This is a genomic window from bacterium, assembly GCA_026708015.1.
Classification (GTDB): Bacteria; Actinomycetota; Acidimicrobiia; order Acidimicrobiales; family Bin134; genus Poriferisocius.
On sequence record JAPOVT010000048.1, the window covers coordinates 60,709 to 78,614 of the forward strand.

15 protein-coding genes are annotated in these 17,906 nt (G+C 65.7%); 9 read left to right on the plus strand and 6 right to left on the minus strand.

All coding sequences use genetic code 11. The features are described from left to right. Positions 1–81: 81 nt before the first annotated feature. Positions 82–345: a ribbon-helix-helix protein, CopG family gene (locus OXG30_11000; protein ID MCY4135420.1), complete on the plus strand. Its 264-nt coding sequence runs from the start codon at positions 82–84 to the stop codon at positions 343–345. Continuing rightward, complete coding sequence (locus OXG30_11005) at positions 332–637, plus strand: type II toxin-antitoxin system PemK/MazF family toxin (protein MCY4135421.1); 306 nt, start codon at positions 332–334, stop codon at positions 635–637. Before OXG30_11000 ends, OXG30_11005 begins: the two co-directional genes overlap by 14 nt. A 22-nt stretch (positions 638–659) precedes the next feature. Here the strand turns inward: OXG30_11005 and OXG30_11010 are convergent, their stop codons facing one another. Further along, on the minus strand, positions 660–1,481 hold the full coding sequence (locus OXG30_11010; protein MCY4135422.1) for an enoyl-CoA hydratase-related protein: 822 nt from the start codon (positions 1,479–1,481) through the stop codon (positions 660–662). An 84-nt stretch (positions 1,482–1,565) separates the two neighbouring features. On the opposite strand from OXG30_11010, the gene OXG30_11015 reads away from it, so the two are divergent. Then, complete coding sequence (locus OXG30_11015; GenBank protein ID MCY4135423.1) at positions 1,566–2,765, plus strand: amidohydrolase family protein; 1,200 nt, start codon at positions 1,566–1,568, stop codon at positions 2,763–2,765. A gap of 45 nt (positions 2,766–2,810) precedes the next feature. On the opposite strand, the gene aceE is transcribed toward OXG30_11015, so the two are convergent. Then, positions 2,811–5,507: a pyruvate dehydrogenase (acetyl-transferring), homodimeric type gene (gene aceE, locus OXG30_11020; protein MCY4135424.1), complete on the minus strand. Its 2,697-nt coding sequence runs from the start codon at positions 5,505–5,507 to the stop codon at positions 2,811–2,813. A 45-nt stretch (positions 5,508–5,552) separates the two neighbouring features. On the opposite strand from aceE, the gene OXG30_11025 reads away from it, so the two are divergent. After that, positions 5,553–6,011, plus strand: a complete 459-nt coding sequence (locus tag OXG30_11025; protein MCY4135425.1) for a ribonuclease HI — start codon at positions 5,553–5,555, stop codon at positions 6,009–6,011. 19 nt (positions 6,012–6,030) lie between these two features. On the opposite strand, the gene OXG30_11030 is transcribed toward OXG30_11025, so the two are convergent. Both OXG30_11030 and OXG30_11035 read right to left on the minus strand, forming a co-directional pair. Continuing rightward, entirely contained in the window at positions 6,031–6,486 is a 456-nt protein-coding gene (locus tag OXG30_11030) for an SRPBCC family protein (protein ID MCY4135426.1), read from the minus strand. Further along, positions 6,486–7,379 carry a TIGR01777 family oxidoreductase gene (locus OXG30_11035; protein MCY4135427.1) on the minus strand — a complete coding sequence of 298 codons (894 nt, stop codon included), beginning with the start codon at positions 7,377–7,379 and terminating at the stop codon, positions 6,486–6,488. The genes OXG30_11030 and OXG30_11035 overlap by 1 nt, the downstream gene beginning before the upstream one ends. A 71-nt stretch (positions 7,380–7,450) precedes the next feature. Here OXG30_11035 and OXG30_11040 point away from each other — a divergent pair, with 71 nt between their 5' ends. The 5 genes from OXG30_11040 to OXG30_11060 all read left to right on the plus strand — a co-directional run bounded on the left by OXG30_11040 (position 7,451) and on the right by OXG30_11060 (position 13,456). Then, positions 7,451–7,756, plus strand: coding sequence for a lipopolysaccharide assembly protein LapA domain-containing protein (locus OXG30_11040; protein MCY4135428.1), 306 nt, complete (start codon positions 7,451–7,453; stop codon positions 7,754–7,756). Positions 7,757–7,883: 127 nt separating this feature from the next. Continuing rightward, on the plus strand, positions 7,884–9,281 hold the full coding sequence (lpdA, locus tag OXG30_11045; protein MCY4135429.1) for a dihydrolipoyl dehydrogenase: 1,398 nt from the start codon (positions 7,884–7,886) through the stop codon (positions 9,279–9,281). 37 nt (positions 9,282–9,318) lie between these two features. Continuing rightward, the gene (locus OXG30_11050) at positions 9,319–10,641 is read left to right on the plus strand and encodes a 2-oxo acid dehydrogenase subunit E2 (GenBank protein MCY4135430.1); all 1,323 of its coding nucleotides are present in this window, start codon (positions 9,319–9,321) and stop codon (positions 10,639–10,641) included. After that, the gene (lipA, locus tag OXG30_11055; GenBank protein MCY4135431.1) at positions 10,638–12,344 is read left to right on the plus strand and encodes a lipoyl synthase; all 1,707 of its coding nucleotides are present in this window, start codon (positions 10,638–10,640) and stop codon (positions 12,342–12,344) included. The genes OXG30_11050 and lipA overlap by 4 nt, the downstream gene beginning before the upstream one ends. Before the next feature lie 5 nt (positions 12,345–12,349). After that, positions 12,350–13,456 carry a Xaa-Pro peptidase family protein gene (locus OXG30_11060; GenBank protein ID MCY4135432.1) on the plus strand — a complete coding sequence of 369 codons (1,107 nt, stop codon included), beginning with the start codon at positions 12,350–12,352 and terminating at the stop codon, positions 13,454–13,456. An 18-nt stretch (positions 13,457–13,474) separates the two neighbouring features. Here OXG30_11060 and OXG30_11065 read toward each other — a convergent pair whose 3' ends face one another. Together OXG30_11065 and metH are read right to left on the minus strand one after the other, a co-directional pair. Then, on the minus strand, positions 13,475–14,332 hold the full coding sequence (locus tag OXG30_11065) for a hypothetical protein (protein ID MCY4135433.1): 858 nt from the start codon (positions 14,330–14,332) through the stop codon (positions 13,475–13,477). A gap of 12 nt (positions 14,333–14,344) precedes the next feature. After that, a complete protein-coding gene (gene metH, locus OXG30_11070) occupies positions 14,345–17,875 on the minus strand; it encodes a methionine synthase (GenBank protein ID MCY4135434.1) in 3,531 nt (1,176 codons plus the stop codon). Positions 17,876–17,906 lie beyond the last annotated feature (31 nt).

Below are 17,906 nucleotides of genomic sequence, written 5' to 3' on the forward strand. Positions count from 1 at the left end.
GAACCAGGGTAGGGCAGAATCCCTGATAAATAGGCGAAAGAGGCTTGACGTCCAATCTGTCATACAATATTATATTTACGTATGACGATGCTCAGTTTCCGAGTGCCCCCAGAGGAGGCGGCAAGAGCCAAGGAGTTATCCGAAGAACTTGGGATTTCGCTGTCTGAGATGTTTCGCGACGCCTTCAGTCGCCACCTGAACGCCCTGCTGGCCGAGCGCGATGCCGAGATCTACGAGAAAATGCCGCTTACTGAGGAGGAGCTGTCAGCATTCGACGGTGTCGAATATTGGCTCCCGGCTGAAGACTGGTCTGACTGGATTGAATGGCTCGATGAAAAGGGGTGAGATCTGGTTCGCCGAAACCCCAAGCGGTGACCGGCCGGTGCTCGTTCTCACACGCGATCCGGTCGCGGCTCGCATCGGAGGTGTAGTTGCTGCCGAGCTCACCCGCACGATCCGGGGTATTGCGTCGGAGTTGCCCCTGACCGTTGAAGATGGCGTCCCCGTCGAAAGCGTCGTTAGCTTTGACAACATTCACACCATTTCTCGCCACGCCTTCCGACGCCGGGTTACCCAACTCAGCCCTGTCCGCATGAAGGAGGCCTGCCAGGCCCTCAAGGCCGCTACCAGCTGCTAGCGGCCTCTCCGGCAGTGCTTCTCTAGCCGAATTGCTCGGTTTGCCAGGCGAGGGCGGCTTTGAACCCCTCGGTGCGGATAATACGGCCGAATTCCTGGGCGGCGGGGGACTGGTGGGCGATCACGTTGTGCTCGCGGGCCATCTCCTGAGCCAGGGTGTAGCCCATCAGCTCTAGGACCTTGTTGCAGATGGCCTTGTTGGCGGCGGAGATGTCGCCGGGCACGGTGGCCACCCGGCGGGCCAGGGCGTGGGTGTGCTCGGCCAGTTCGTCGGCGGACACCGCCTCCAGCACGAACCCGGCCCGGGCTGCGGTGGCGCCGTCGATCATGTCGCCGGTGAGCAGCAAGCGCTTGGCCCACTGCGGTCCGGCCAGATAGGTCCACATGTGGGTGGACGGCGAGGCCATCGACCGCACGATGGGATAGCCGAACTGGGCGTCGTCGGCACAGACGGTCATGTCGGCGTGGAAGGCAATGTCGGTGCCCACCGCCAGGCAGTAGCCCTGCACTGAGGCGATGACCGGGGTGCGCAGCCGCCACATCTCCTCGAATCTCCGGAACGGCTCCACCAGGGCCAACTCCTGCTCAAGGGAGCGTGAGTCGTAGTCCAAGTCGATCTCGTCGGGGTCGAGGTCGATACCCGAGCAGAACACCCCGTCCGCGCCCTGAACAACAATGGCCCCGATGTCGGAAGCGGCGTCGGCATCGGCCAACGTGTCGAAGAACTGCCCGAGCTGGGCCATGGTCAAGGCGTTGCGCCGGTCGGGGCGGTTCAAGGTGATGTAGCGCACCCGCTCGCAGTCCTCGGTGAGGATGGCGGTCTCGGCTTCTAGGGTTTCTGGCACGGGGCCGACGGTAGCGCGGCTGACAAAGCGCCGAGGCTACCGTTCAAGCAGACACCGCCGAGAACGCGGCAGTACCCTGATTCCGTGGACGAGCTTGGATACAACCCCTTCGACTGCGACAACCACTACTACGAGGCGGTGGACGCCTTCACCCGCCATGTGGACCCGGCCATGCAGCCCCGCTGTGTGCAGTGGGCCGAGGTGAACGGCCGCCGCTACCACTTGGTGGGGGGCAAGATCAGCAATGCGGTGGTGAACCCCACCTGGGACCCCATCGCCCTGCCCGGCGCCCTGCACAACTACTTCCGGGGCAATCCCGACGGAACCAACATCGCCGACATGCTCCGTGAGCGCGAGCCGCTGCCCCGCTATTACGTGGACGACCGCGACGCCCGGGTCGACAAGGTCCACCAGCAAGGCCTCCAGTCGGTGTGGCTGTTCCCCACCTTGGGGGTGCTCTATGAGGAGCTGATCAAGACCGACCTCGAGGCGGTGAAAGCCCTGTTCGGCGGGTTCAACCGCTGGCTCGAAGAACAGTGGGGCTACGCCTACCGCGACACCATCTTCGCCGCCCCCTATATCCCGCTGGGCGACGTGGACTGGGCTTGCCAGGAGCTGGAGCGGTGCCTCGACAAGGGAGCCCGCACCATCGTCATGCGCCCCGCCGCGGTATGGACGGCCTACGGCTCGCTGTCGCCCGCCGACGAGCGCTTCGACCCGTTCTGGGCCCGAGTGAATGAGGCTGGGATCTGCGCGGTGGTCCATGCCGGCGACAGCGGGTACACCACCCAGGGTTACGACGAGGACGGGTTCGCCTCATCGAGCATGGGCAAGCAGCGCAAGTACAAGCCCAGCATCAAGGCCTACAATATCGAGCGGGCCGCCTACGACTACCTCATCACCCTGTCGCTGGAGAAGCTGTTCGAGCGGTTCACCAACCTGCGCATTGCTTCAGTGGAGAACGGCTCTCAATTCTTGGGCGACATGTTCCGCAAGCTGGAGCAGGCCACCCGCAAGAACGTGGGCTGGTTCAAGGAGGATCCCTCCGAGCTGTTCCGCCAGCATGTGTGGATCAACCCCTTCTGGGAGGACGACGTGGCCGAGGTGGCCCACTACATGGGGGCCGACCGGGTGATCTTCGGCAGCGACTGGCCCCATATCGAGGGAATGCCCCAGCCGCTGGACTACCTGGTGGAGCTCAAGGACAAGGGCTTCGACGGCGCCACCGAGAAGAGGATTCTCCTCGACAACGTCACCGAGCTGAACCAGCTTCAACCGGCCTGACGGTGGTCTGACACCTAACGGCGCCCCCGGACCAGCGGCATCCCGCTAGCCGGTGGGGTCGAAGTGGGGGTTGTTGAGGTCGTAGCGGGCGACGGCGTCCTTGGCCACCGACGGGTCGAGGCTGCCTTCGGCAGCCAGGGCGCTCAAGATGGCCGCGGTCACGCTGTTGGCATCGGTTTCAAAGAAGCGGCGCAGTGACTCACGGGTATCGGAGCGGCCAAATCCGTCAGTGCCTAGCGGAATGAACCGGCGAGGCACCCAGCGGGCGATCTGATCGGGCACCATGGTCATATAGTCGGTCACCGCCACCACCGGCCCTTGGCCTTCTTGGAGCCGTTGGGTAACCATCGGGATCTGGGCCTCCTCGTCGGGGTGCAGGCGGTTCCAGCGCTCCACCTCCAGAGCCTCCTCCCGGGCCGCCTTGAACGAGGGAGCACTGAGCAGGTCCACCCCGATCCCGTAGCGCTCGGCGAGCTCGGCCTGGGCGTCTCGGGCGGCCTGGTGGGCGGTTCCCGAGAAGATGATTGAGGCCTGCTGTTCGGTGCCGTCCAGCGCGTGGTTCCACTGGTACAGCCCCGACAAGATGTGCTCGTCGCTGATGAAGTCGGCCCGGCGGGGCTGGCGGTAGTTCTCGTTGTAGATGGTGATGTAGTAGAAGACGTCCTCGCCGCCGCCGTTGCCGTACATCCGATTCAGCCCAGAGCGCACGATGGCGCCCAGCTCGTAGGCGAAGGCCGGGTCGTAGGCGCAGCAGGCCGGCACGGTGGAAGCCAGCAGATGGCTGTGCCCATCCTGGTGCTGCAATCCCTCGCCCAACAGGGTGGTGCGACCCGCGGTTGCCCCCATCAGGAAGCCACGGGCCCGGGAATCGGCCGCCGACCAGATCAGATCGCCCACCCGCTGGAATCCGAACATGGAGTAGAAGGAGTAGAACGGCACCATCGGCACCCCCATGGTGGCGTAGCTGGTGGCCGCCGCCGTCCACGAGGCCAGCGACCCGGCCTCGGTGATGCCCTCCTCCAAGAGCTGGCCGTCTTGGCCCTCGGCGTAGGACAGCAGCAGGTCGTGGTCCACCGGCTCATACAGCTGGCCCTCAGAGGCGTAGATCTTGAACTCCCGGAACAGGGAGTCCATGCCGAAGGTGCGGGCCTCGTCAGGGACGATGGGCACGACCCGGGCCCCGAATTCCTCGTCTCGCATCATGTTGCGCAGCATCTGAGTGAACACCATGGTGGTGGACACCTCGCGCCTGCTCGAGCCCTCGTCGTAGTCGGAGAACAGCTTGTCGTCGGGCAGCTTGACGGGCCGGCGGATGTTCACCACCCGGGTGGGCAGCGGCCCGTCCAACTCCCGTCGGCGGGCCATCAGGTATTGGTGCTCGGGGGAGTCGTGGGGGGGCTTGTAGTAGGGGGGATTGGCATCATCTTCGAGCGCCTCGGCCGGAATTTCCTCTTCCAAGCGAAGCCGGGAGCGCAGCACCATGAGCTGCTCAGTGGTCATCTTCTTGATCTGATGGGTGGCATTGCGGGCCTCCAGGCCCTCGCCCAGCGTCCAGCCCTTGATGGTCTTGGCCAAGATCACCGTGGGCCGGTCGGTGGCCTCCACTGCGGCCTTATAGGCGGCATAGAGCTTCAGGTAGTCATGGCCGCCCCGGGGCAGGTCCTCGAGCTGTCGGTCGCTCAGGTGGGCCACCATCTTGCGCAGTCGGGGGTCGGGTCCGAAGAAGTTCTCCCGGATATAGGCCCCGGACTCGGTGGCGTAGCGCTGATACTCCCCGTCCACCGTGGTCATCATCTTCTCCAGCAGCACGCCGTCCACATCGACGGCCAGCAGCTCGTCCCAGCGCGAGCCCCAGATTACCTTGATCACGTTCCAGCCCGAGCCCCGGAAGTTGCCCTCCAGCTCCTGGATGATCTTGCCGTTGCCCCTCACCGGGCCGTCGAGGCGCTGGAGGTTGCAGTTCACCACCCAGATGAGGTTGCCCAGCTTGGCCCGGCCGGCCAGCGAGATCGACCCCAGCGTCTCGGGCTCGTCGCATTCCCCGTCGCCCACGAAGCACCACACCTTGGAGTCGCTGGTGTCCTCGATGCGGCGGTCGTGCAAATAGCGGTAGAAGCGGGCGTGGTAGATGGAGTTGATCGGCCCCAGCCCCATCGACACTGAGGGGTATTCCCAGAAGTCGGGCATGAGCCGGGGGTGGGGGTAGCTGGACAGGCCGCGGCCGCCGATCTCCATGCGAAAGTTGTCCAATTGATCTTCGGTGAGGCGGCCCTCGAGATAGGCCCGGGCGTAGATGCCCGGTGCGGCGTGGCCCTGGATGTAGACGGCGTCGCCGGGCAGCCCATCTTCCTTGCCCTTGAAGAAGTGGTTGAACCCCACCTCATAGAGAGCGGCCGATGAGGCGAATGTGGACAGGTGACCGCCGATGCCATCGGCTCGCTTGTTGGCCTTCACTACCATGACCGCGGCGTTCCACCGGATGAAAGCCCGAATCCGACGCTCTATGTTCTCATCGCCGGGGAAAAACGGCTGGTCGGCGGTGGGGATGGTGTTCACATAGGGCGTCTGCACCGTGCCCGACAGGCCGGCGCCCAGCTCGTCGGCCCGGTCGAGGAGTCGCCGCAGCAGGTATCGGCCGCGCTGCCCGCCCGAGGCGCTGACCACGGCGTCGAGGCTGTCGAGCCATTCACGGGTTTCGTCGGGGTCGGTGTCCGGCAGTTGGTGTGAGAAGTTCACGGCCACGCCACCATGCTTTCAATTCTGGAGTGGTTGTGCCACCATGAGGTGGTGACTGAGGCAAAGAGTCCCACGGTGGTGTATACCGACGGCGCCTGTCGGGGAAACCCTGGTTCTGGTGGATGGGGCTGGGTGGTGCCCGACGGACAGTCCGGGTCGGGCGGGGCGCCGCAGACCACCAACAACCGCATGGAGCTGATGGGAGTGCTGGAGGCGCTTCGATCGCTGGATGGGCCCCTCGAGGTGTACTGCGATTCCACTTACGTGGTCAATTGCTTCCGCGACCGGTGGTGGGAGGGGTGGCTCCGCCGGGGATGGCGCACCGCCGACAAAAAGCCGGTGGCCAACCAAGAACTCTGGGTCCAGATCATCGAGCAGGTTCAATCGCGGCCGATCAACTTCCACTGGGTGAAGGGTCATTCCGGCAACCGCTGGAACGACGAGGCCGACCGGTTGGCCACCGAGGCGGCTGACAGCCAGGACGTCATAGAGGAGCAGTCCCTGTTCTGAATTGGCCCCGACGCTGGCGTTAGTCGCCGCTGTCCCCTGAGCTGAATCGGGCAACAAGATTGTCAAGTGTGGCGGCGATGTTGGTTTGGAAGCTCTCGGGTGTGTACGCCACAGCAACCATGAAGCGGTTGATGGCAGGGGAGGTGGTGAAGTCGGACGACTCGGTCACTTGGGTGCCTCCGTCTACCGGCTCGAGTTCGTACCGCCACCGGTTCTTGCCCCAATGGCACCAGGCAATGCGGCGGTTCTCATCGAACTCCACCACTGTGCTGGTGGTCTTGTAGGGGAAGCCGTACAGCTTCATGGCCATCTTGAACTTCGACCCCAACTGCATGGGTCCTGATCCGGAGACGATCTTCCTCACGGTGCCTGAGCCGTCGAACTCGGAGTGGCGGGCCGGATCGGCCAGCAGGGCGAAGACCTGCTCGGCAGGAGCGGGAACCACTCGGCTGTCGGTGAAGATGCGCTTGTGCATCAGAGAATTCCCTTTAGCGTCGGAGACAGGTCGGGATGGCGGAACTCGAAGCCAGCGTCGGCTAAAGCAGCGGGATTAGCTCGTGCGCTGGAGAACAAGAGCTCGTCGGCCAATTCGCGGCCGAGCAGAAGCCGGGGGCCGAATCGGGGAACAGCCATGGCGGCGGGGCGGCGCAGTACTGAGGCCAGGGCGCGGGTGAACTCCCGGTTTGTGACGGGGTTGGGCGCGCAAAGGTTCGCTGGTCCGGCGAATTCGGACTCCAAAAGGAAGACCAGTGCCCGAACCTCGTCTTCCAAGGAGATCCACGGCCACCACTGCCCACCGTTGCCCAGCGGTCCGCCCAGTCCCAGCTTGAACAAGGGCAGCATTCTGGTCAGGAATGGTGCATTGTTCGCCACTACCAGCCCAGTGCGCGCCAAAGCCACCCTGATGCCGACACTTTGGGCTTCGATGGCCGCGGTCTCCCAGTCAGCAGTCAAGGACGCCAAGAACCCGGTGCCGGGGCCAGACTGCTCGTCGAGCACTTCGTCTCCCCGGTCCCCGTAGTAGCCCACCGCCGAACCGGCCACCAGCACTGCCGGTGGACTCGAAGCCGCGCCCATGGCCTCCACCAACAGCTCCGTGGCGTCCACCCGGCTGATGCGCAGCTCGCGTTTGCGGTGCTCGCTCCAGCGGCGGTCCCCGATGCCCGCACCCGCCAAATTCACTACTCCATCGATGCCGTCGAATGCGTCGTTATCGATGTCGCCAGTCGCCGGGTTCCAGTAGCGGGAGTCCTCGGAGAGCGACTGCTGATTGCGCACTAGTCGGACAACTTGATGGCCCGAGGTTCGCAGCTGGCTGACGAGTGCCGACCCGATCAGCCCAGAAGCTCCGGCAACAGCAATCCTCACAGCCTCAGGGTAGCGGAGAGAACGGGCGGCCAGGCCCGATGGGCAGACCAAATCGCGGGTAGCGTGTTGCCATGTCTGAGCCCGAGCCAAGCGTTCCGTACGATCATGGAGGCACTGAGGAGACAACGCCCAAGGAGCGATCATTCGTCGATGTTCTCCGGCAGATCAACGCTCGAATGGTGCTGGGCACGCTGGCCGCAGTGGCTCTCATCGTGTTCATCGCCCAGAACACCGATGAGACCAGGGTCAACTTCCTGGGATGGGACTGGGATCTGCCCCTGTTCCTGCTGCTGTTGATCACCATCGTGCTGAGCGTGGTTTGCACGGAGATCGTCAGCTGGTACATGGGCCGTCGGCGTCACCGACGCAATCGCTGAGTCTGCTTCGGTGAGCACACGCCGCTTGATTCTCTTGGCTCTCTTGTGCGGGGTGGCCATCTTGGTGGCGTTCGCCGTTCAGGCTGTACTCATCCTGCGTTGACGAAGTCGCCTATAGGCTGAAGGCATGAATAGCAGCCATGACGTGGTGGTGGTCGGCGGTGGCCCCGGCGGCTACGCCGCCGCGCTCTACGGTGCCGCTGCGGGCCTCGACGTCGCGGTGGTGGAGAAACAGAAGCTGGGCGGGACCTGCCTGCATGTGGGTTGCATCCCGGCCAAAGAACTGCTGGAGACGGCATCGGTGTACCGCACCGTGGCCCACGCCGATCAATTCGGCATCACAGCGCCGTTGCCGACAGTGGATATGGCCGCGGCCCAGGCCCGTAAGCAGAAGATCGTGGACCAGCTCCACAAAGGAGTGGGCAAACTGCTGGAAGGCCGCAAGGTCACCCTCGTCGACGGCAGGGGTTCGCTGGGATCGGGTCGAACGGTGTCGGTATCGGGTGGGGAGTCCGGCGAGATGAGGCTGAGCGCCGATCACGTGATCCTGGCCACGGGTTCAGTGCCCCGGACCCTGCCCGGTTTCGAAGTAGACGGCGAGCGGGTGTTCACCAGCGATGAGCTGCTGTCGATCACCGATCTGCCCGAACGGGCCGCCATTATCGGAGGCGGGGCCATCGGCTTGGAATTCGCCTCGATGCTGTCCGATCTGGGCTCGGAGGTAACGGTTTTGGAGGCGCTGCCCCGGATCCTGTTGGGGGCCGACGACGACGTGGTGAAGATGCTCACCCGAGCGTTCAAGAAGCGCAAGATCGAGATTCGCACCGGCGTGGCGGTGACAGGGTGCCGCCATTCCGGCGACGGCGTGGCGCTGGACATGGACGGTGACGACCCATTGAACGTGGACGCTGTGGTGGTTTGTGTGGGCCGTCGTCCTTTCACTGACGGCTTGGGCTTGGACGACGCCGGAGTGAAGACAGATGACGGGGGTTACGTGGTGGTTGACGAATACTGCCAGACCACCTCCCCGGGGGTATACGCCGTGGGCGATGTGGTCCGCACCCCGCAATTGGCCCACGTGGCGTTTGCCGAAGCAATCATGGTGGTGAAGCACCTGCTGGGGGAATCGCCCGCCCCGGTGGACTACGGCAATGTTCCGTGGGCCATCTACTGCCACCCCGAGGTGGCCTTTGTGGGCCATACCGAGGCATCGGCCGAAGAAGCGGGGTTCGACGTGGCCACCTCGATGCACCGGCACATCGGCAATGGACGGGCCATGATCGTGGGAGAGACCGACGGGTTGGTCAAGGTCATCGCCGACCGCAACGACGATGGGACCAGCGGACGCATTCTCGGGGTCCACATGGTGGGCCCCTGGGTGACTGAGCAGCTTGGCCAGGGTTATCTTGCGGTGAACTGGGAGGCCACCGTGCCTGAGGTGGCCGAGTTCATTCAGCCCCATCCCACCATGAGCGAGCTGTTCGGTGAGACGGTGCTCTCCCTCACCGGCCGGGCTCTGCACTGAGCGGTATGAAGTTGAATGGTTGCGACGAGGAGCGTTGATGTCTGAGGTCAGGATGCCGCAACTGGGCGAGACGGTGGTGGAAGGGACCATCGTCCAGTGGTTCAAGCAAGTGGGCGACAACGTGGCCGAAGACGAGCCGCTCTTCGAAGTATCCACCGACAAGGTGGATTCCGAAGTGCCGTCGCCCATGTCTGGAGTGCTGGTGGAGATCGTGGCTGCCGAGGGCGACACGGTGGAAGTGGGCGCGGTAATCGCCGTTTTGAGTGAGGACGGGGCGGCCGCACCGGTCGCGCCAGCCCCACCGGCGGCGCCAGCAGCAACCCCGGCCCCGGTAGAGGCGCTGCCGGAACCAGAGCCTGCTCCTGCAACCGCCCCCGCTCCAGAGCCCGAACCTGAGCCGAGCGTTTCGAATGGCGGCAATACCGCTTCCGGCGGCGAAGGCATTCTGCTGTCGCCGGTGGTACGTCGGCTTATCGCTGAGAACGGGTTGGACCCGTCTCAGATCACGGGCACCGGCAAAGGGGGGCGCATCACCCGAGCCGATGTCGAGTCGTACCTGTCCCAGCACCGCACTGCGGCTGCGCCGACGACGGCGGCGGCACTGCCACGCCCGCCCTCACCGGCGACGCCGTCTCGCACCGTCGGACGGGACACGGTGGTGCCGCTCAATAACATCCGCCGCATCACTGGCGATCACATGGTGCGGTCGAAGCAGGTGTCGCCCCATGTGCTGACCGCGGTGGAGGTGGACTTCGAAGGGGTGGAACGGGTGCGGCAGTCCCACCGGGCGGCATTCAAGGCCGAGCACGGCTTCAGCCTCACCTATCTGCCCTTCATCGCCCGGGCGGTGTGCGACGCCCTCCACTCCTATCCCCACATCAACGCTTCGGTGGGAGAAGGCGAACTGGTCGTACACAACTATGTGAACCTGGCCGTCGCCGTCGACCTCGACTTCCAGGGGCTGCTGGCCCCGGTGGTGGTGGACGCCGACCGCAAGCGGCTGGTGGCCATAGCCGAGGAGGTGGCCGATCTGTCGCAGCGGGCTCGGGCCAAGAAGCTGAACGCCGATGAAATTTCCGGGGGCACGTTCACGATCACCAACCCCGGCCAGTGGGGCACGATGATGCAGTTCCCCATCATCAGCCAACCCCAGGTGGCCATCTTGTCAACCGACGGAATTCGCCGTCGGCCGGTGGCAGTGACCGCCGAAGACGGCAGCGAGGCCATTGCCATCCACTCGGTGGGGGTGCTGGCCCTGGCCTGGGACCATCGGGCTTTTGACGGGGCCTATGTGGCCGCCTTCTTGGACCACGTTCGGTCGATCATCGAAACCCGCGACTGGCATACCGAGATGACGTGATTGCAGAACGGGATGTCGTAGCAGAAGATGACGCAGTGAATCCGCTTCGCATCCGGTGGCTGGGGCGGGTGTCGTACCGGGATGCGCACGCCTGCCAGCAGGCCATGTTCGAGCGGCGGGGCGACTGCTTGCTGCTGTTGGAGCATCCCCATGTGTTTACTCTGGGGCTGCGGGGCGACGAGGCCAACATCCTGGTAAACCCCGCCGAGGTGGGGGCCGAGGTGGTCTACACCGACCGGGGCGGCGATGTCACCTATCACGGGCCTGGCCAGCTCGTCGGCTACCCGGTGATGACCGTCCCCGGCAAGCGGGGTGGGGGCATGGCCGACACAGTGGCCTATGTGCGCTCAGTGGAGCAGCTGGTAATCGATGCGCTGGCCGATCTGGGGTTGTCCAACTGCGGTCGCCTGTCCGACTACCCCGGAGTGTGGGTTGACCCCGACAGCGACAATCCTCGCAAGATCGCCGCAATCGGAGTGCGCCTCAGCCGCGCTCGCTCCATGCACGGCTTCGCCCTGAACGTGGACTGCGACTTGGACTGGTTCGATCGCATCGTGCCCTGCGGCATTCCCGACAAGGCGGTCACCTCGTTGGCTGCCGAGGGGCGTCGGGCAACCATGCTAGAGGTGGTGGACGCGGTGGCAGCCCGGGCCGCCGACCGCTGGGGCGCCGGGGGAGTGGACCGGGCTGACGTGGCCTGGCGGCAGCGGCCCGAGGATTTGAGCCCGTTCAGCCGGGGTATGGGACCGGGCGAGCTGCCGGGCAAGGCCGTCCGCCTGCAAAGCAGGATGAACGAAGCCGGCCTCGACGGCGGCTTGGACATTACCGAGCGCAAGCCGCCCTGGATGCGGGTGGCCCTTAGGACCGGCCCCGAGTTCCGGCGGCTTCGGTCGGTGCTGCACAGCCGGAATCTGGTGACAGTGTGCGAGGAAGCCGGGTGCCCCAACATCTACGAGTGCTGGAACGAGGGCACGGCCACGTTCATGATCAACGGAGAGCGCTGCACGCGGGCCTGCGGGTTCTGCCTGGTGGACACGCAGCGCCCCGAGCCCCCCGACCCTGTAGAGCCCGAGCGGGTGGCCGACGCGGTGGAGGCCATGGGCTTGGACTACGCGGTGGTGACCGCGGTGGCCCGCGACGACCTGCCCGACGGGGGCGCCGCCGGTTTCGCCGCCGTCACCGCTGCCATCCGCCGCCGTACTCCCGGAGTGCGGGTGGAGGTGCTCATTCCGGATTGCAAGGGCGACCCCGAGGCGCTGGCCGTGGTCTTTGAGGCCCGACCCGATGTGTTGAACCACAACATCGAGACCGTGGCCCGACTTCAGCGGGTGGTACGGCCCTCGGCGGGCTATGGCCGCAGCCTGGCCGTGTTGGCCCGGGCCAAGGCGGCGGGGCTCACCACCAAGTCGTCGATCATCGTCGGCCTGGGCGAGACTAACGATGAGGTGGTCCAGACCATGGCCGACTTGGCCGCAGTGGGCACCGACATCGTGACCGTCGGCCAGTATCTGCGGCCCACTACCCATCATCTTCCGATTGCCCGGTGGGTGCCGCCGGACCAATTCGAGCGATTTCAGGAGATCGGCCTATCGTTGGGCATCTCACACGTGGAGGCCAGCCCCTTGACTCGCAGCTCCCACCACGCCCAACACGCCCACGCCCAGGCTCTGGCTTCTCCAGTCAGGGCCGCAGGAGTAGGTTGACCCCGATGTTCAGCCAGCGGCTAGACCGGGCCCGAACCCTGATGGCCGAGCAGCAGGTGGATGTGCTGCTTCTGTCGGTGGGTGCCGACCTGCCCTACTTCTGCGGTTACGAGGCCATGCCGCTCGAGCGGTTGACCATGCTGGTGGTGCCCCGAAGCGGCGACGTCCGGCTCATCGTTCCCCGACTGGAGGCCCCCAGGGTGGTGGAGCGGCCAGACGTGTTCGAGGTTGTGGCGTGGGACGAGACTGACGACCCCATCGATCTAGCCCGCTCGTTTGTTGGCTCCGTCTCGGTGGCGGCAATCGGCGATCACACCTGGGCAGGTTTCCTCGTCGATCTGATGAAAGCTTTGCCGGCGACCGAGTTCCGCCGGGCGTCAGAGGTGACCAGCCCGCTGCGCTCAGTGAAGGACGCTGTCGAGGTGGAGTCGCTGCGGTCAGCGGCCGCCGCTGCCGATCGAGTGGCGGTCGAGCTTCGATCAGGCGACATCGAGTTGGTAGGGCGGACCGAAGCAGAGGTTTCGGCCGAGTTGGGTCGTCGGCTGTTGGCTGAGGGCCACCAACGGGTGAATTTTGCCATCGTGGCCGCTGGCGAGAACGCGGCCAGCCCCCACCACGAGCCAGGGGAACGGGTTATCAAGTCAGGCGAGATCGTGCTGTGCGACTTCGGTGGAACCATGGCCGACACTGACGGAGTTGGCTACTGCTCTGACATCACCCGGTGCGTACACCTTGGCGAGCCCCCCGCCGATCTAGTCGATGCCTATGACGTGCTGTTCGAGGCCCAGGCCGCCCAAGTGGCCGCGGCGGAGGTCGGCCGGCCCTGCCAGGAAGTCGACCGGGTAGGGCGGTCGATGATCGCCGAAGCGGGGTTTGGCGACAACTTCATCCACCGCACCGGCCACGGCATCGGCACCGAGGCCCACGAGGCCCCCTACATCGTGGAGGGCAACACCCTTGAGCTGCGTGCTGGCCACGCCTTTTCGATCGAGCCCGGCATCTATCTGCCCGGGCGATGGGGCTTGCGCTTGGAGGACATTGTTGTTGCAGCTGCCGACGGCCCCGACAACCTCACCACCACCGATCACCGCTTGGCTGTACTTGACGTGTGACCGACACTCTGGCCGGGTTCAGGAAGTATCGAGCAACACCCGGGCGACCAAGTCCATTCCGAAACCGGTCAAGATGCCCAGATACAGCAGGCCGGTGGCGGCCATAACCGCAGAGTAGAACCGCTCCCGCAGCGCGGCCCGAGCTAGAACCACCAGTCCCGCGGTGGTCACCACGCAGGCCACCCAGAACCAGCCCAACAGCCCGTTGTAGCCGTCGTCGATGGTCCCGCTGAGCACCGATCCCATGCCGGTGGGCCACAGCATCACCACCAACTCCGGCAGCCACAGCAGTCCGGTCCATCGCACCAACTCCAAAAGCGGGCCCCGGGCCAAGCCGGGCTGTACCAGATACCAATGGCCCAACAGCATGGCGTCGGTAACTGCACCGAGGAAGAACGCTCCGATCACGGTACGGGCTACCGCCAACGCGGCTGGGTCTCCGGCGTCGAGCCCGCCGGCCACCACTCCGATCAAACCCACCGCGGGGGCGATGAGATCCAGGATCGGGGGGAATTCTGGGACGCTGCGGTCGAAGCGCTGCTCTTCCCGGTCTATGCCGGTCATCTCGGCGATCTCGGCGCTGCGCCGTTCCATCCGTTCTCTCTGCCCGCTCACCCCGGCCCGTCGTCGGAGCACCGACACCGCCAGCGCCGCGGCGGCGGCTGTGGCCGTGGCTGCCGCGGTCCAATCCCGCACCGGTACCGGATCAGTGGCGAATCCCAGCCAAGCACCGCCTGCGGCCAGCAGTCCGAAAACGCTGCGCATAAGCCAGCCGTAGCCCAGTCCGGCTTCCCGCCGCCGGGTGGTGAGCCAGGTAAACGCCAGTCCGCCGACGGCCAGCTGCACCAGCAGGGTGGCCGGCTGAAGTTGGATCACTCGACAGTTCCCTTATCCCCGCACTGCTGACCTGGCATCTGAGCGGGCGACGAAGTACTTGGCCTGGGGGTGGTGGCAGATGAGGGCCGAGGTGGTTTGCTCGGGCTGGTATTGGTAGCTGGTTTCCTCGCCGACTTGGATGCCGATTCGGTCGGCGTCGAGGAGCTGGGCCACGGTGAGGTTGTCCTCGAGGTCGGGACAGGCGGGGTAGCCCCAGGAGTAGCGGCCGCCCCGGTACTGCTGGCGAAACAAGCCGATGAGGGTGGGCCCGTCCTCGTCAGCGAATCCCCATTCGGCGCGGATGCGGTGGTGCCAGTGCTCAGCGAGGGCTTCAGCCATCTCCACTCCGAGGCCGTGAAGCAGCAGGTAGTCCTGGTAGCGGTTGTCGGCGAACAGCTTGGCGGTGGCTTTGGAGACCTCGGCGCCCATGGTCACGATGTGGAAGGCGGCGTAGTCAACCTCATCGCCATCGGCGGGCCGGAAGAAGTCGGCAATGCACTGATACGGGTCTTTGGGCTGCCGGGGATAGTGGAATCGGCAGAGCTCGGAGGTGCGTTCGGGGGAGTCCCACACCACCAGATCGTCACCGCTCCCGTTCACCGGGAAGTAGCCGTACACCACTTGGGGCACCAGCAGTCCCTGGGCCATGGCTGAGGCGAGCTGCTCGCGCATCGTGGGGCGAATGCGCTCTTTGAACGCGGGGTCGTCCTCGCCGTCCACGGGACGGAACTGCCACTGATTGCGGAACAAGGCAGTTTCGTTCACGTACTCGGCGATGTCGGCCACGGGAATGCCCTTGACCACCCGAGACCCCAAAAACGGGGGCTCGAAGACGGGATTGTCGGTGGCCACCGATGGCGCCCTGTCCGGGATTTCGTCGCCCGCCACCCCGGCGGCGTCCCGGCGGGCCCGGCGGGGCAGGTCGCGGCCGCCCGGGCGGCGTCCGAAGTCGGGATCTTCGGTGCCGGTGCGGCGCAACTCGCCCAGCCGGTCCATCACCGCGAGGCCCTCGAAGGCGTCCTTGCCGTAGAACACCCGGCCCTGATAGGTCTCCCGCATGTCCCGCTCTACGTAGGTGCGGGTCAGCGCGGCACCGCCCAACAGCACCGGGAAGTGGTGGAGGTCTCGGGTGTTCAGCTCCTCTAGGTTGTCCCGCATGATCAGGGTGCTCTTGACCAGCAGACCGCTCATGCCGAGGGCGTGGGCGTCCACCTCCAGAGCCCGTTCGATCATCTCGGCGATCGAGACCTTGATGCCCAGGTTGTGAACCTCATAGCCGTTGTTGGTCAAGATGATGTCCACCAGGTTCTTGCCGATGTCGTGGACGTCGCCCTTTACGGTGGCCAGCACGATCCGGCCCTTGCCCCCGGTGTCGTCGGCCTTTTCCATGTGCGGCTCCAGATACGACACCGCGGTCTTCATGGTCTCGGCTGATTGGAGCACGAACGGCAGCTGCATCTCGCCAGAGGCGAACAGCTCGCCCACCACCTTCATCCCCGCCAGCAGCGTGTTGTTGACGATGTCCAGCGCCGGGGTGGTGGCCAGCGCCTCATCCAGGTCGTCCTCCAGCCCGTCGCGTTCGCCGTCGATGATGCGCTGCTCCAGGCGCTGCTCCACCGGCCACCCGGAGCGGTCCTCTTTCACGGCCGCAGTGGTGGTCACGTTTTCGAATGCGGCTAGGAGCTCGGTCAGCGGGTCGTAGTCGCCCCGGCCCTCCGACGCGATCCCGCCCGACCCTCGGCGGTCGTAGATCAAATCCAGGCACACGTCTCGGTGGTGCGGGTCTACCCGGTTCAGCGGGATGATCCGCCCGGCGTGCACGATGGCCGAGTCGAGCCCGGCGTTGAGGCACTCGTGCAAGAACATGGAGTTGAGTACGTGGCGGGCGGCGGGCTTCAGCCCGAACGACACGTTGGACACTCCCAGCGTGGTGTAGGCACCGGGCAATTCGGATTTGATGCGCCGGATGGCCTCGATGGTGGCCAGGCCGTCTTGGCGCAGGTCGTCGTCGCCGGTGGACAGCGGGAATGTCAAGGCGTCGAAGATGAGGTCGGAAGGGGACAGCCCGTAGCGATCCACGGCGAGGCGGTAGAGGCGGTGGGCCACCCGCATCTTCCACTCCAGGTCTCGGGCCTGGCCCTCCTCGTCGATGAGCAAGCACACCACCGCCGCGCCGTACTCCCGGGCCAGCGTCAGCACCCGGTCAAGACGTGAGCCCTCCGCCTCGCCGTCTTCCAAGTTGGCCGAGTTCAGCACCGCCCGGCCGCCGATCCACTCCAACCCGGCCTGCATCACGTCGGGCTCGGTGGAGTCCAGTACCAGCGGGGCGGCCACGCCGGTGGCGAACCGGCGGGCCAACTCGTCCATGTCGGCGGTGCCGTCGCGCCCCACGTAGTCCACGCACAAATCCAGCAGGTGGGCGCCCTCGCCTACCTGGTCGCGTGCGATCTGAAGGCAGCCGTCCCAGTCGCCCTCCAGCATGGCGTCGCGGAACTTGCGGGAGCCGTTGGCGTTGGTGCGCTCTCCCACGATCAAAAACGACGTGTCCTGAGCGAAGGGCACCGCGGTGTACATGGAGGTGGCCGACGGGGGCAGTGCGCCGGGCCGGGGTCCGGGAACGAGGTCGGCGCAGCGGTCGATCACCGCTTGGAGGTGCTCGGAAGTGGTGCCGCAACACCCGCCGATCACGCTCACCCCCAGCTCGGTGACGTAGCGGGCCAGGTAGTCGGCCAACTCGTCGGGTCCGACGTCGTAGTGCATCCGTCCGTCCACCACCTGGGGGAGTCCGGCGTTGGGGATGCAGGCCACCGGCACCGGACACTGCTCCGATAGCACCCGCAGGTGCTCGCCCATCTCGGCGGGGCCGGTGGCGCAGTTCAGCCCGAACACGGCGGGACTCAGCGGGGCCAGCGCGGCCAGCGCCGCGCCGGTCTCGGTGCCGGGCAGCATCCGGCCGGTCATCTCGATAGTGACCTGCACTTGCAGCGGCACTTCTCGGCCCGCGGCGGCCATGGCCCGACGACAGCCGTTGATGGCCGCTTTGGCCCCGAGCAGGTCGTACTGGGTCTCGATGATGAACAGATCGACCCCGCCATCTAGCAGTCCCCGAGCCTGCACCTCGAAGGCGTCGCGCAGGTCGGCGTAGCGGATCTGGCCCAGCGATGCCAGCTTGGTGCCTGGCCCCACCGAGCCGGCCACCCACCGGGGCCGGCCGGCGGCGGAGTGGCCGTGGGCTGCTTCTTTGGCGATGCGGGCCGCGGCCAGGTTGATCTCGTAGGCCTGGTCGGCGATGCCGTATTCGGCCAGGGGCACGGCGAACGCCCCGAAGGTGGCGGTCTCCACCGCGTCCACTCCGAGGCCCAGGTACAGGTCGTGCATCCCGGCGATGAGCTCGGGCCGGGTGAGGCACAAGAGCTCGTTGCAGCCCTCCAGATCGGGACCGCCGAAGTCGTCGGCGCTCAGCGGCTGCTCTTGGACATAGGTGCCAAACGCCCCGTCGTAGATGAGGACGCGCTCTTGGGCCGCATCCTCATAGGAACCCATGGAATGCGAGGCTACTTTGCATTGGGGGCTG

What these genes read in the sequence shown, in the direction of transcription:
- OXG30_11000 (MCY4135420.1), top strand. Translation starts at nt 82, where the DNA reads ATGACGATGCTCAGTTTCCGAGTGCCCCCAGAGGAGGCGGCAAGAGCC.
- OXG30_11005 (MCY4135421.1), top strand. Translation starts at nt 332, where the DNA reads ATGAAAAGGGGTGAGATCTGGTTCGCCGAAACCCCAAGCGGTGACCGG.
- OXG30_11030 (MCY4135426.1), bottom strand. Translation starts at nt 6,486, where the DNA reads ATGCACAAGCGCATCTTCACCGACAGCCGAGTGGTTCCCGCTCCTGCC.
- OXG30_11040 (MCY4135428.1), top strand. Translation starts at nt 7,451, where the DNA reads ATGTCTGAGCCCGAGCCAAGCGTTCCGTACGATCATGGAGGCACTGAG.
- lpdA (MCY4135429.1), top strand. Translation starts at nt 7,884, where the DNA reads ATGAATAGCAGCCATGACGTGGTGGTGGTCGGCGGTGGCCCCGGCGGC.
- OXG30_11050 (MCY4135430.1), top strand. Translation starts at nt 9,319, where the DNA reads ATGTCTGAGGTCAGGATGCCGCAACTGGGCGAGACGGTGGTGGAAGGG.
- OXG30_11060 (MCY4135432.1), top strand. Translation starts at nt 12,350, where the DNA reads ATGTTCAGCCAGCGGCTAGACCGGGCCCGAACCCTGATGGCCGAGCAG.
- metH (MCY4135434.1), bottom strand. Translation starts at nt 17,875, where the DNA reads ATGGGTTCCTATGAGGATGCGGCCCAAGAGCGCGTCCTCATCTACGAC.